The organism is Enterobacter sp. 200527-13 (assembly GCF_027924865.1).
GTDB lineage: Bacteria > Pseudomonadota > Gammaproteobacteria > Enterobacterales > Enterobacteriaceae > Enterobacter > Enterobacter ludwigii.
The window spans coordinates 926686-939941 of record NZ_BSCM01000001.1; the positions used below are offsets into that span (position 1 = coordinate 926686).

The 13256-nt window shown below is 58.6% G+C and carries 14 protein-coding genes; 3 read left to right on the forward strand and 11 right to left on the reverse strand.

Annotated elements, in window-relative coordinates:
* Positions 1-2 precede the first annotated feature (2 nt).
* Positions 3-230, reverse strand: a complete 228-nt coding sequence (locus QMG44_RS04295; protein WP_014169490.1) for a YccJ family protein — start codon at positions 228-230, stop codon at positions 3-5.
* A gap of 18 nt (positions 231-248) precedes the next feature.
* Positions 249-845 carry an NAD(P)H:quinone oxidoreductase gene (gene wrbA / locus QMG44_RS04300; protein ID WP_014169491.1) on the reverse strand — a complete coding sequence of 199 codons (597 nt, stop codon included), beginning with the start codon at positions 843-845 and terminating at the stop codon, positions 249-251.
* 391 nt (positions 846-1236) lie between these two features.
* Between wrbA and QMG44_RS04305 the strand changes: the two genes are divergently transcribed.
* On the forward strand, positions 1237-1407 hold the full coding sequence (locus QMG44_RS04305; RefSeq protein ID WP_001273664.1) for a general stress protein: 171 nt from the start codon (positions 1237-1239) through the stop codon (positions 1405-1407).
* A gap of 117 nt (positions 1408-1524) precedes the next feature.
* The gene (locus QMG44_RS04310; protein WP_041162529.1) at positions 1525-2448 is read left to right on the forward strand and encodes a DMT family transporter; all 924 of its coding nucleotides are present in this window, start codon (positions 1525-1527) and stop codon (positions 2446-2448) included.
* On the opposite strand, the gene rutG is transcribed toward QMG44_RS04310, so the two are convergent.
* From rutG to rutA, 7 genes are read right to left on the reverse strand one after another with little or no spacing between them, the layout of a single operon-like run.
* A complete protein-coding gene (gene rutG / locus QMG44_RS04315) occupies positions 2436-3764 on the reverse strand; it encodes a pyrimidine utilization transport protein G (protein WP_086532701.1) in 1329 nt (442 codons plus the stop codon). The two genes, QMG44_RS04310 and rutG, sit on opposite strands and share 13 nt — an antisense overlap.
* A gap of 21 nt (positions 3765-3785) precedes the next feature.
* The gene (gene rutF, locus QMG44_RS04320) at positions 3786-4280 is read right to left on the reverse strand and encodes an NADH-dependent FMN reductase RutF (RefSeq protein ID WP_014169496.1); all 495 of its coding nucleotides are present in this window, start codon (positions 4278-4280) and stop codon (positions 3786-3788) included.
* Between the two features lie 9 nt (positions 4281-4289).
* Entirely contained in the window at positions 4290-4880 is a 591-nt protein-coding gene (locus QMG44_RS04325; RefSeq protein WP_086532700.1) for a malonic semialdehyde reductase, read from the reverse strand.
* Positions 4881-4889: 9 nt separating this feature from the next.
* Complete coding sequence (gene rutD / locus QMG44_RS04330) at positions 4890-5690, reverse strand: pyrimidine utilization protein D (protein ID WP_020884719.1); 801 nt, start codon at positions 5688-5690, stop codon at positions 4890-4892.
* Positions 5691-5697: 7 nt separating this feature from the next.
* Positions 5698-6084 carry a pyrimidine utilization protein C gene (gene rutC, locus QMG44_RS04335; RefSeq protein WP_020884718.1) on the reverse strand — a complete coding sequence of 129 codons (387 nt, stop codon included), beginning with the start codon at positions 6082-6084 and terminating at the stop codon, positions 5698-5700.
* An 11-nt stretch (positions 6085-6095) separates the two neighbouring features.
* Positions 6096-6785, reverse strand: a complete 690-nt coding sequence (rutB, locus tag QMG44_RS04340) for a pyrimidine utilization protein B (protein ID WP_020884717.1) — start codon at positions 6783-6785, stop codon at positions 6096-6098.
* Positions 6785-7876, reverse strand: coding sequence for a pyrimidine utilization protein A (gene rutA, locus QMG44_RS04345; protein ID WP_025204484.1), 1092 nt, complete (start codon positions 7874-7876; stop codon positions 6785-6787). Before rutA ends, rutB begins: the two co-directional genes overlap by 1 nt.
* 243 nt (positions 7877-8119) lie before the next feature.
* Here rutA and rutR point away from each other — a divergent pair, with 243 nt between their 5' ends.
* Positions 8120-8758, forward strand: a complete 639-nt coding sequence (gene rutR, locus QMG44_RS04350) for an HTH-type transcriptional regulator RutR (RefSeq protein WP_020884715.1) — start codon at positions 8120-8122, stop codon at positions 8756-8758.
* Here rutR and QMG44_RS04355 read toward each other — a convergent pair.
* Positions 8755-9150 (reverse strand): lysozyme inhibitor LprI family protein, encoded by a 396-nt coding sequence (locus QMG44_RS04355; RefSeq protein WP_020884714.1) that lies wholly within the window; start codon positions 9148-9150, stop codon positions 8755-8757. The genes rutR and QMG44_RS04355 overlap by 4 nt on opposite strands.
* Before the next feature lie 101 nt (positions 9151-9251).
* The gene (putA, locus tag QMG44_RS04360; protein WP_063934352.1) at positions 9252-13214 is read right to left on the reverse strand and encodes a trifunctional transcriptional regulator/proline dehydrogenase/L-glutamate gamma-semialdehyde dehydrogenase; all 3963 of its coding nucleotides are present in this window, start codon (positions 13212-13214) and stop codon (positions 9252-9254) included.
* Between the last annotated feature and the right edge of the window lie 42 nt (positions 13215-13256).

Consider the following 13256-nt stretch of genomic DNA (forward strand, 5'->3'; position numbering starts at 1 on the left):
GTTCAGACGTTTTTACGTTCGATGGTTTGCTCACCCCAGAAGAGCGCGTCTTTGTCCGTTTTCCCGAAGGCACGTTCCAGCACTTCATCGCTGCCTTCTTCCCAAATCTGCTCTGCCAGCTTCTCGTCATAGTTCGCGACTTCAAAAATGGCTTCGGCGATCTCCGGAGAGGTGTTGCGTAAACTTGCCCATTCACCCACGCGGTGGGCTTTGGATTCTTGAGTTGGCATGCTTGTCCTCCTGTTGAGTTAGCCGTTCAGTTTTTTGGCGAGGCCTGCGACATACTCACCCTGATAGCGGGCGATAGTGAGCTCTTCGTTGCTCGGCTGTCGGGAGCCATCGCCACCGGCAATGGTGGTGGCGCCGTACGGTGTCCCGCCACGAACCTGGGAAATATCAAACAGTTCCTGCGCGCCGTAGCCAATCGGCACAATCACCATCCCATGATGAGCAAGGGTAGTCCAGGTTGACGTAATCGTCTGCTCCTGACCGCCGCCGGTCCCGGTGGAGCTGAAGACGCTGGCGAGTTTGCCGTATAACGCTCCGGATGCCCAAAGTCCTCCGGTTTGATCGAGGAAGGTCCGCATCTGGCCTGACATATTGCCAAATCGGGTAGGGGTGCCGAAAATAATGGCATCGTAATCAGCCAGTTCCTGCGGGGTGGCAACCGGGGCATTTTGTGTTTTCCCCCCGGCTTTGGCGAACGCCTCAGCCTGCATCGTTTCCGGTACGCGTTTCACCACAACTTCTACGCCGTCCACTCTGTTTGCACCTTCTGCTACCGCGTGAGCCATGGTTTCAATGTGTCCATACATGGAATAATAGAGCACCAGAACTTTTGCCATTTTGCATCACTCCTCGTTTGTGTTTTCTGACAGCGGATCGCTGCGTTCATTTAAAGATATGTCATCACAGCCAGACTGCAAAAATGAACGGCATTTCTTTGATTTATAACAATATGGATACAAAAGCGCTTTGTAGCAAAATGAAACAACTTTCCCGCTGCGGATTTTTAAAATGATAAGAAAGGCTTATAAATGGCCGTCGCGTAATCTCACCCGAATGGCTGAGATCATGTTGCAGAATATTACCTCTGACTTGCCGGATAGCCGCATTCCACTAAGCTTAATTTCACGCGGCACAGATAAAGGCACTGTCCTTCAGCCGCGCGGTGAAAGAATCCTCTTTTACTGAATGCAATATGATGTCTAATGTTTCACACTCTGGAGGTTAGAGATGGCAAACCATCGTGGTGGTTCAGGTAATTTCGCTGAAGACCGTGAAAGAGCATCAGAAGCAGGTCGTAAAGGTGGCCAGTCTAGCGGGGGGAATTTCAAAAATGACCCTCAGCGCGCATCAGAAGCTGGCAAAAAAGGGGGTAAAAACAGTCATGGCAGCAATAAGTAATACGCCGGGCTGATACCCTGCCGCCGGGATCTCCCGGCGGTTTTTTATTTCTGCAACATTGAACTGTAACCAAAGGCATCGCACACTAGAGGATTGATGCTTATTTGCTGGTGCCGCATGTCTCTCTCCCGTTTCACATTCTCCGTCAAACCTCAGGAAGCCCTTCTCATTCTGATCACCATGTTCTGGGGCGGAACCTTTCTTGCCGTCCAGTATGCGGTTACGCTGAGCGGTCCGTTCTTTTTTGTCGGCCTGCGCTTTGCGACGGCGGCGATTGCCGTGGGATTACTCTCGCTTAAAACCTTGCGCGGGCTGACGCTTAAAGAACTGAAGGCCGGGGTGGCCATAGGGGTTGCGATTGCCATGGGCTACAGTCTGCAGACGTGGGGATTACAGACCATCACCAGCAGCAAATCGGCGTTTATCACCGCCATGTATGTGCCGCTGGTGCCGTTACTGCAATGGCTCTGTCTGGGGAGAATACCGGGTCTGATGTCCTGCACGGGGATCGTACTGGCGTTTATTGGCCTTATCTTGCTTGCCGGGCCGGAAAACAACCTGCTGGCGCTGGGGCCGGGCGAAATCATTACGCTGGTGGGCGCTATCGCGATTGCAGCGGAAATTATTCTGATCAGCGCCTGGGCTGGCAAAGTGGACGTCAAGCGCGTCACCGTGGTTCAGCTGGCGACCGCGTCGCTGGTGGCTTTTGCCACCATGGTGCCGGCAGGGGAGTCTGTTCCGCCGATGTCCACCGGGCTGGTTGTGGTGGCGCTGGGGCTGGGCATCTTTAGCGCCATTATCCAGGTCACCATGAACTGGGCGCAGCGCAGCGTTTCCCCGACGCGTGCGACGGTTATCTATACCGGTGAACCGGTATGGGCGGGCATTTTCGGGCGTATCGCGGGAGAGCGTTTACCGCTGCTGGCGCTGGTGGGTGCGGCGTTTATTGTCGCCGGCGTGCTGGTGAGTGAGCTGAAGCTGAAACGGAAGAAAAAAGCGCTGCCAGAGCGTGACAGCGCTGCGATAAATCAAGAGTCCTGATGTACCACGTCGCCCTGCGGTGCGGCCGCTTCCCGGCGGCTCAGCAGGGCGTTAAGCAGGATTGCGCCAAAGGTTGCGGTGCCAATCCCACCAAGGGTGAAGCCGCCCAGCGTCAGGGCAAAATCTCCCGCCCCCAGCACCAGCGTGACCGCCACCATAATCAGGTTGCTGTTCTGGCTCAGATCGACACGGTGCTGCACCCAGATGCGTGCCCCGGCAACGGCAATCAGACCAAATACCACAATCGATGCCCCACCAATCACCGGTGCGGGAATGGTGTGGATCAGCGCGCCGAATTTCGGTGAGAAGCCGAGGAGCATCGCCATCACCGCTGCCGCCACGAAGACCAGGGTGGAGTAAACTTTGGTCACTGCCATCACACCAATATTTTCAGCGTAGGTCGTTACACCGCTACCGCCGACCGAGCCGGAGAGCATGGTAGCCAGACCGTCGCCGACAAAGGCGCGGCCCATGTAAGGGTCCATGCTGCGCCCGGTCATACCCGCAACGGCTTTCAGATGGCCTAAGTTTTCTGCCACCAGGATCACCGCAACCGGCGCGATTAACATCATCGCCTGCGTGTTAAAGACCGGAGACGTCACCTGCGGCAGGCCGAACCAGGCGGCGTTATGCAGCAGCGTAAAATCAACCGGCTTGCCCAGACCGAAGACGTTTGCCAACAGGGCGTACACCAGACAGGCAACGATTAACCCCACCAGGATCAACAGTCGCTGGATCATCCCCCGCGTAAACACCGCCACCAGGCCAATGCAGAGTACCGTGATCACCGCCATCCATCTTTCAAAGGGCGAACCGGAGACGCTTCTGACGGCTATTGGCGCAAGGTTCAGACCAATTGCCATCACCACCGCCCCGGTGACGACGGGAGGCATCATCCGCTCTATCCAGCGCGTCCCGACCTTCATGACCACCAGGCCAATCAGCGTGTAGACCAGCCCGCAGGCGATAATGCCGCCGAGCGCGACGCTCAGATTCGGGTTGATGCCCTGACCGTTAAAGCCGGTGGTGGCGATGACCACGCCGACAAACGCAGCGCTGGAACCAAGATAGCTGGGCACGCGCCCGCCGGTGATGAAAAAGAACAGCAGGGTACCGATACCCGACATCAGAATGGACAGATTGGGATCAAGCCCCATCAGCATGGGCATCAGCACCGTTGCGCCGAACATCGCGACCGCGTGCTGAACCCCCATCACTAAGGTTGGCCCGAGCGGGAGCCTTTCATCCGGCGCGACCACGCCAGGTTCCGTAGAGGTCGATTTCAACTGCCAGTGGGGAAAACCGAACATTGCCATGAGCTGACTCCTTAAGGAGGGTTAACAGGCGGGTCGCATAAGCGCGTGATAGCCGCGGTCAAACCACACCAGCCCTTGCGGCGCGGGGTGGCGAATAATCGAAACGATGTCGCAAAACAGGATGTCGTGCGTGCCCACGCTCACCACCTGGCTGATACGGCAGTCAAACGAGGCCAGCGCCTCCTCCAGACGCGGGCAACCCGTTTCGCCGGTCTCCCAGCGCGCGGCGGCGAAGCGCTCGTCCATCGGGGTTTTCCCCCCAAACAGGTTTGATAGCGGCTCTTGTCCGGCGCTCAGGGTATTGACGCACAGGGTGCGGTTTTCACTGAAGGTCGGCCAGACGGATGCGCCACGGTTCAGGCATACCAGCAGCGTGGGCGGCGAATCCGTTACGCTGCACACCGCGCTGGCGGTGAAACCCGCCATCCCGGCAGGACCGTCGGTGGTGATGATATTGACCGCCGCACCGACGCAGGCCATGGCATCACGGAAGGTTTGTTTATCGGGTGTCATCATGATGGCTCCTTATGCCAGTGCGCATGCGTCTTCAAAGGCCAGACGCGGCAAACGGCCATAGAGTTTGCTGGTATCGCCATAGCCAATATTGATAAGCAGATTACTTTTCAGCGACGTGCCGGTGAAAAACGCGTCGTCGACTTTTTGGCGATCAAAGCCTGACATCGGGCCCGTATCGAGCCCCAGCGCCCGACAGGCGAAAATCAGGTAAGCCGCCTGCATCGCGCTGTTGCGAAAGGCGGTCTCTTCGGCAAGCGCCGGGCTTGAGGTAAACCAGCTCCGCGCATCCCCGTGGGGGAACAGGGCGGGAAGGCGTTCATAAAATTCACTATCCCAGGCGACAATCGCCGTGACCGGGGCGGTGAGGGTTTTCTCCAGGTTGCCGCTGGAAAGCGCCGGGCGCAGTTTTTCTTTTCCCTCTGCGCTTCGTACAAACACAATCCGCGCTGGCGAGCAGTTGGCGGACGTGGGACCCCATTTCATCAGGTCGTAGATCTCGCGCAGCGTCTCGTCGCTGACGGGGATCGCCTGCCAGCCGTTATGGGTGCGTGCGCCGGTAAACAGTGATGCCAGCGCGGCAGGGGTAATCGCTTCGCTCATCAGGGCTCCTTATAAAGCGGGTTCAGGGCTGTGCAGCAGGCTGGCAAGCCCGTTCAGCAGCAGCGTATTAAAGGTTTCTGGCTCGGTGACGTTGCAGGCGTGCCCGCCCTGACGCATCACCACCTTGTGGCTGCCGGGGATGGCCGCCTGCAGCTCAGTGGAACAGACCGCAGGGATGAGCAGATCGTCGGCGGAGCAGATGAGGTGTACCGGGCAGTGAATGCGTGACGCATGGCGACTGAAGTCCGCTTTCTTCAGGGCATTCAGCCTGTGCAGCAGGTTGTTTTTGCCCTGGAAGTGGGCCAGTGCCAGGGCCTCCTCGGCCTCCAGGCGCGGCGCGCGGGCGGCCATCCAGTCGGCCGGGTAAAGAAACAGCGGCTGTGCCTCTACCCACGCCTGTGCGCCGCCTGCATGAAGCAGGCGTTCGCGGATCTGGAAACAGCGTCGGGTATGAGCATTCAGAGTGAGCCAGCCGTTCACGCACACCAGCGCGCTGAGGGCATCGGGGTGGTCGAGCGCCAGCTGCAGGCCGATCAGCGCCCCCAGCGCATGACCCACGACGCAGTAACGAACGATCCCGGCGGCATTCAGCGCCCGGGCCAGCTCGTCGGCCATCATCGCCAGACTATATGCTTCCGGCAGCACGTCGGGATTATTGCCCGTCCCGCGCTGGTCGTAGCACACCACCTGGTACTCTTGCTCCAGGACGGCAAGCTGCGGTAGCCAGTAGCTGCCGCCCCCGCCAAGCCCGGCAATCAGGACAACCGTGGGCGCGCCGTCGTAAGGGGGAGGTGAGACAGAGAGCTTCATGGCCGCCTCACTTTGCGATGTGTGCAACGGTCGCGATTTCAACCAGCGCATCTGGCTTCACCAGCCCACACTGAATGCAGAACCGGGCCGGTTTATCACCGGGAAAGAATTCGGCGTAAATGTCGTTAATCGCGGCGTAGTTTTTCCAGTCGGTGATAAAGATACTGTTGAACGTCACATCCTCCATTGTGCCACCCGCTGTTTCGATCACTTTTTTGATCGTCTCCAGCACGTGGCGGGTTTGCGCCTTTGGGTCGTTGGGGTAGACCACGTTATTGTGCTGATCAAACGGCAGCGTGCCGGATACATACACCACACCATCGGCCAGCGTGCCGGGCACGAACGGGGCAATCGGGGTACTGGTTCCTGGCGGAATAATCACGGATTTCGGCATGGTCTTGTTCCTCAGGCAATACGGGCTAATGGTGGATTCAGGGCGTCGCAAAAATCCGCGACGTTGCTGACCCAGCCAAAAAAGGTTTCGATGTTGAACAGGGCCGCTTGCTGCGCAAACGCCGGCCCGGCCTGATGGGTGGCGTCTTCCAGCACCACGCCAAAATATTCCAGGAAGAAGCCGTCGCGCAGGGTGGATTCCACGCAGACGTTGGTAGCGATGCCGGTAAAGACCAGATGACGGATCCCCCGGCTGCGCAGCAGGCTGTCGAGCGGGGTGTTGAAAAAGCCGCTGTAGCGTGGTTTGGGCAGCACGATATCGCCTGCCTCTGGCACCAGCTCATCCACCAGCTGGTAATCCCAGCTGCCTTTCGCCAGCAGTGTGCCCTGCAGTTCGGGCCGTTTGCGCATGGTTTTCAGGGCGTTCGATTTATGGAAATTGGGAGAGCCCGGGCCACCGGCCTCCACATATTGATCGTCCCAGCCGTTCTGGAACCAGACGATCAGCATGCCTGCCGCGCGGGCTGCGTTGACTGCGGTTTTAATGTTCTCAATTACCGGTCGGGTGGCGGAGACGTCAAATCCCGCCAGATCCAGATAGCCGCCCTGGCTGGCATAGGCGTTTTGCATATCCACCACAATCAGGGCGCTTTGGTGCGGCGCAAAGGTGATGGCTTCCGGACGTGCTGCAAGCGTGGTCATTACGCGACCTCCTTTGTGATGGCAGGAATGTGGGCGCGGCACTGCATCAGCGGCTGAATGCGCTCGCCGAATGTTTCCACACCGGTCAGGAACTCATCGAAGGTCAGCAGCACGCCTTCCGCACCGGGCACGGCGGCCACTTCATCGAGCATTCTGGCGACGCTGGCATAGGAACCGACCAGCGTGCCCATGTTGATGTTGACCGCTGAGGTCGGGTCGGCCATCTGACGGACGTTGGTGTCCGAGCCGGAACGGGTATCTTTCTGGCTCTGTTCGGTGAGCCAGCTCAGCGCTTCGTCGTCCGCGCCCGCCTTATACCGTTCCCATTTCGCGCGGGCGGCGTCGTCGGTTTCGTCGGCAATGACCATAAACAGGACATAGGAACCCACATCGCGACCGGTTTTGTCCGCGGCCTCTTTCATGCGTGCCGCGGTCGGGGCGAAGGCGGCTGGGGTATTCACGCCTTTGCCAAAGCAGAAGTTGAAGTCGGCGTATTTAGCGGAGAATTCCATTCCTGCGTCGCTCTGCCCGGCGCAGATCACTTTCATCGGGGCGGAAGGCTGCGGGCTGACGCGGCAGTCGTTCATGGTGAAGTAATCACCTTTGAAGTCGCTTTTGCCGGTGCCCCAGAGATCGCGCAGCACCTGCACATACTCGGTCAGGTAGTCGTAGCGGCGGGAGAAATACTCGTCGCCCGGCCAGATCCCCATCTGCTCATACTCAGGTTTTTGCCAGCCCGTAACCAGGTTAACGCCAAAGCGACCACCGGAGATGGAGTCGATGGTGGAGGCCATTCTGGCAACGATCGCCGGCGGCAGGGTGAGGGTGGCGGCCGTCGCGTAGATCTGAATGCGCGAGGTGACGGCTGCCAGCCCGGCCATCAGGGTGAAGGACTCCAGGTTGTGATCCCAGAATTCGGTTTTGCCGCCGAAACCCCGCAGCTTGATCATCGAAAGCGCAAAATCGAAATGGTAGTGCTCCGCCTTTTGCACGATGGCCTTATTCAGCTCAAAAGTAGGCATGTATTGCGGGGCGGTGGTCGAGATTAGCCAGCCGTTGTTGCCGATAGGTACAAATACGCCAATTTTCATCACGAACCTCTCTTTACGACGTTGCAGGTAAAAAGGGTTTTGCAAAGGCAATGCCAGTTTTGAAAATGGCTTTGTTATTAATGTGTTAATCAATGGTTGGTTAATTGAGGTATGCAAATGTGGACTAAATGGTCAAAAACATTGCACAGAAAACAGGCATTCATGCGCGATCGGAGTGCAGAGTGTCGTGGTCGGTGAGGGGTTTTGCTATGCTGATGGCAACGCAAAATATGGAGAGCGGGAATGACACAAGGTGCAGTGAAAACACCCGGTAAACGTTCGCAGGCAGTCAGTGCGAAGAAGCAGGCCATCCTCGGTGCGGCGCTGGAGACCTTTTCGCAGTTTGGTATTCATGGCACGCGTCTTGAGCAGGTGGCAGAACAGGCCGGGGTGTCGAAAACGAATCTGCTCTACTACTATCCGTCGAAAGAGGCGCTTTATATTGCGGTGATGCAACAGATCCTCGATATCTGGCTGGCGCCGCTCAAGGCGTTTCGCGAAGAGCTTGCCCCGCTGGTGGCGATCAGGGAGTACATTCGCCTGAAGCTGGAGGTGTCGCGTGATTATCCGCAGGCGTCACGGCTGTTCTGCCTGGAGATGCTGCAGGGCGCACCGCTGTTGCAGGCGGAGCTGACCGGGGATTTAAAACAGCTGGTTGACGAGAAATCGGCCATTATTGCCGGATGGGTGGCGGGCGGGAAGCTGGCTCCAGTTGACCCACATCATCTGATCTTTATGATTTGGGCCTCCACTCAGCATTACGCTGACTTTGCGGCCCAGGTTGAAGCGGTGACCGGTAAAACGCTCCAGGATGAGGCGTTTTTCCACAGCACGCTGGAAAACGTTCAGCAGATGATCATTGAAGGGATCCGCGTGCGTTAGTTTCCCGGCGGAAGAGGGCAGCTTAAATCGCCCTCTTCACACTGCATCAGTGAGGCAAGAAACGCTTCACGCTCAACGGTTTTTTCGTTCAGGCACTGGCTGATGATCATCGGCTGGACGCTGCCTCCCTCAGTACCCGACCCGATAAAGTTGCAGTCGGCATCGCGCAGGGCAATCCACGCCTGCTGTGCTTTTTTCAGAAGCTCACGCTGTGGGGCTTCTGCGCGTTTGATGGCAGCCTGATACGTCTGATTCAGTTTTTTATCGGCTGCCTGGTACTGCTGCGCCGTACAGGTGTTCATTTCAAGCTGGGTGGTCGCATTTGCGCACTCTTCTGCCAGCGCGTTCGCGCTCAGCAGCAATGCAGCCCCCGCGATCAGATATCTTTTCATCATCCCCTCCATGTAAAAAAGCCGGATGCGCTGTGCTTATCCGGCCCTGGGTTTTTTTGTCACCCCGGTAAGCGTAGTGCCACCGGGGATATTTTACACGATTAACCGATTGTCATCAGGCTCGCGTTACCGCCCGCCGCCGCGGTGTTCACGCTGAGCGAGCGCTCAACGTACAGACGTTCCAGCAGCAGATTGGTTTCGCCGCGGGCAAAGCCCTGTACCGAAACAATCGCACCGCTGCGGGCCGCCACCTGCTCGCACAGTTCGCGTAGCTGGTCGGAATCACCGTGATAGATAACGGCATCAAACGGCTGAGTCAGCAGAGCATCGGGCTTCGCAAAATGAATGCGGGCAGAGACCGCTTTCGGCAGCTGTTTCGCGAGGTCACGATGCAGTGCATCTTCCGGCCACAGCACTTCACAACCGGTTGCAGCAGCAGCGGCCAGTTGAACCAGCGCATCCTGCTCGTTGTCTGCCACGCACAGCACACGCTCGCGCGGCATCAGCGTCCAGGTGTTGCGCTCACCGGTTGGCCCCGGCAGCAGGCGCTGCGTACCCGCCTGCGCCAGTTCGCCATACTGCTGTGCGACAGCGCGCAGTTCCGGGCGTTTTTCTGCCCACGTGATGAGCGCCTCCAGCGGCTGTGTCAGCACGGCCTTCAGCTGCGCGTCCACCGGACGTTCGGCATCCTGACGTGCCAGCGTCACGCCGAGCGCATTGTCCGGACGGTTTGCCAGCAGACGGTACAGGTAGAGTGGACCACCGGCTTTTGGACCGGTACCTGACAGACCTTCACCGCCGAACGGCTGTACGCCCACCACCGCGCCGACCATGTTACGGTTGACGTACAGGTTGCCTACTTTAGCGCTGCCGGTCACCTGAGCGATGGTCTCATCGATGCGGGTATGCACGCCGAGGGTCAGGCCATAGCCGGAGGCGTTAATCTGTTCAATCAGCTCGTTGAGGTTGTTACGGTTGTAGCGCACCACGTGCAATACCGGGCCAAAGACCTCTTTTTTCAGCTCGTCGAAGCTGGCCAGTTCAATCAGCGTTGGCGGCACAAAGGTGCCGGTCTGCCACTCGCGGGCATCCTCGCTGTTTTCACGCACGGCCTGGAAGACCGGACGGCCTTTGGCGCGCATGGTCTGAATGTGGTTTTCGATATTTGCTTTGGCTTCCGCGTCGATAACCGGCCCGATATCGGTCGTGAGACGGCCCGGGTTACCCATGCGGCATTCGGCCATCGCGCCGCGCAGCATCTTCAGCGTGTGGTCTGCCACGTCATCCTGCAGACACAGTACGCGCAGGGCGGAACAGCGCTGGCCCGCGCTGTCGAAGGCGGAGGCGAGAACATCGACCACCACCTGTTCGGTGAGCGCGGAGGAGTCGACGATCATGGCGTTCATGCCGCCGGTTTCAGCGATGAGCGGCGTTGGACGCCCCTGTGCATCAAGACGGGTGGCGATGTTGCGCTGCAGCAGGGAGGCCACTTCAGTCGAGCCGGTAAACATCACGCCGCGCACACGGTTATCGGCGGTCAGTTTCGCCCCGACCGTTTCACCGCGGCCCGGCAACAGCTGTACGACACCCGCAGGCACGCCCGCTTCCAGCAGAATGTTAATACCCTGAGCGGCAATCAGCGGGGTCTGCTCCGCCGGTTTTGCCAGCACGCTGTTGCCTGCGGCAAGTGCGGCGGCAATCTGGCCGGTGAAGATCGCCAGCGGGAAGTTCCACGGACTGATACACACCACCGGACCGAGAGGACGGTGGGTTTCGTTATCGAAATCATCACGAACCTGGCCTGCGTAGTAGTGCAGGAAGTCGACCGCTTCACGAACTTCGGCAATGGCATTGCTGAAGGTTTTACCTGCTTCGCGCACCAGGATCCCGATGAGCGACTGCATCTGGTCTTCCATCAGCACCGCAGCACGTTCCAGAATGGCGCCACGCTCTTGCGGCGGCGTCGCGAACCAGATTGGCGCGTTATTCACCGCGCTGTCCAGCGCCTGATCCACTTCTGCTTCGGTTGCTTCCCGCACGTAGCCGACGATATCTTTTGGCTCCGCCGGGTTAATCACGGGCTGCATTTCGCCATCAGCGACGGGCTGCTCCAGAATCGGTTTGGCCTGCCATTTCTGCAGCGCGCTGTTAAGCAGGGCGGAGGAGAGGGAGGCCAGACGGTGTTCGTTCGCCAGGTCCAGGCCCGCGGAGTTCACGCGACCTTTGCCGTACAGTTCACGCGGCAGCGGGATCTTAGGATGCGGCAGGCCAATCTGACCTTCCTGGGCCGCCATCTTCTCAACCGCCTGCACCGGATCGGCAACCAGCTCGTCAAGCGGCAGGGTGGTATCGGCGATACGGTTAACGAAGGAGGTGTTCGCCCCGTTCTCCAGCAGACGACGCACCAGGTACGCCAGCAGGGTTTCATGGGTGCCCACCGGGGCATAAATACGGCACGGACGGTTCAGTTTGCCATCCGCCACTTTACCGGTGACCTGCTCGTACAGCGGTTCACCCATGCCGTGCAGGCACTGGAACTCATACTGACCCGGATAGTAGTTCTGACCGGCCAGGCTGTAGATGGCCGCCAGAGTGTGGGCGTTATGGGTGGCAAACTGCGGGTAAATCAGGTTCGGCACGCCGAGCAGTTTTTTCGCGCAGGCAAGGTATGAGACATCGGTGTAAACCTTGCGGGTATAGACCGGATAGCCTTCCAGACCTTCCATCTGGGCGCGTTTAATTTCGCTGTCCCAGTAGGCGCCTTTTACCAGGCGGATCATCAGGCGACGGCGGCTGCGGCTTGCCAGGTCAATCAGGTAATCAATCACGAACGGACAACGTTTCTGATACGCCTGGATAACGAAACCAATTCCGTTCCAGCCTGCCAGCTCCGGCTCGAAGCACAGTTTTTCAAGCAGATCGAGGGAGATCTCCAGGCGGTCGGCCTCTTCGGCATCGATGTTGATACCGATGTCGTACTGGCGCGCCAGCAGGGTCAGAGACTTCAGGCGCGGATAGAGCTCTTCCATCACCCGGTCGTACTGCGCACGGCTGTAGCGCGGATGCAGGGCCGAGAGCTTGATGGAGATCCCCGGGCCTTCATAAATACCGCGACCGTTTGACGCTTTACCAATGGCGTGAATCGCCTGCTGGTAAGAGACCATATAAGCCTGCGCGTCGGCGGCGGTCAGCGCCGCTTCACCCAGCATGTCGTAAGAGTAGCGGAAACCTTTATCTTCGAGCTTACGGGCGTTGGCCAGCGCTTCCGCGATGGTTTCGCCGGTAACAAACTGCTCGCCCATCAGGCGCATCGCCATATCCACGCCTTTGCGGATCAGCGGTTCACCGCTCTTGCCGATGATGCGGTTCAGGGAGCGAGAGAGGTTGGCTTCGTTATGAGTCGAGACCAGTCGGCCGGTAAACAGCAGGCCCCAGGTCGCCGCGTTGACGAACAGCGACGGGCTGCGGCCAATGTGTGACTGCCAGTTACCGTTGCTGATTTTGTCGCGGATCAGTGCGTCACGGGTGGCTTTGTCAGGAATACGCAACAACGCTTCCGCCAGACACATCAGCGCTACGCCCTCTTGAGAGGAGAGGGAAAACTCCTGCAGCAGACCCTGTACCATTCCGGCGCGGCCGGTGGCATTTTTCTGGTTACGCAGTTTGTCGGCAAGCTGATACGCCAGGCTGTGCGCCTGAGAGGCAATGGCTTCTGGCAGACGGGCCTGCTCCAGCAGCATCGGTACGGCGTCGGTTTCGGCACGACGGTAAGCACCGGTAATGGCGGCGCGGCTGACGGACTGAGGCAGGATCTGCTCGGCGAATTCAAGGAACGGCTGATGGTTTTCGTCAGCAGCGGCGGAAACCTCATCACTTTCATTGGCTGCACCCGCCAGCAGCGCGGGCAGCTCTGGCAGCCCCTCATCGCTTTCGAGTCTTTCGAGGTAGTTAAAAATCGCCTGCTTGATTAGCCAGTGCGGCGTGCGGTCAATGCGGGTTGCTGCGGTCTTAATCCGTTCGCGGGTTGCGTCATCCAGCTTAACCCCCATGGTGGTCATACCCATGCCAAAGCTCCTGTTGTTCTGTCGTCGTGTGCTATCGATAGC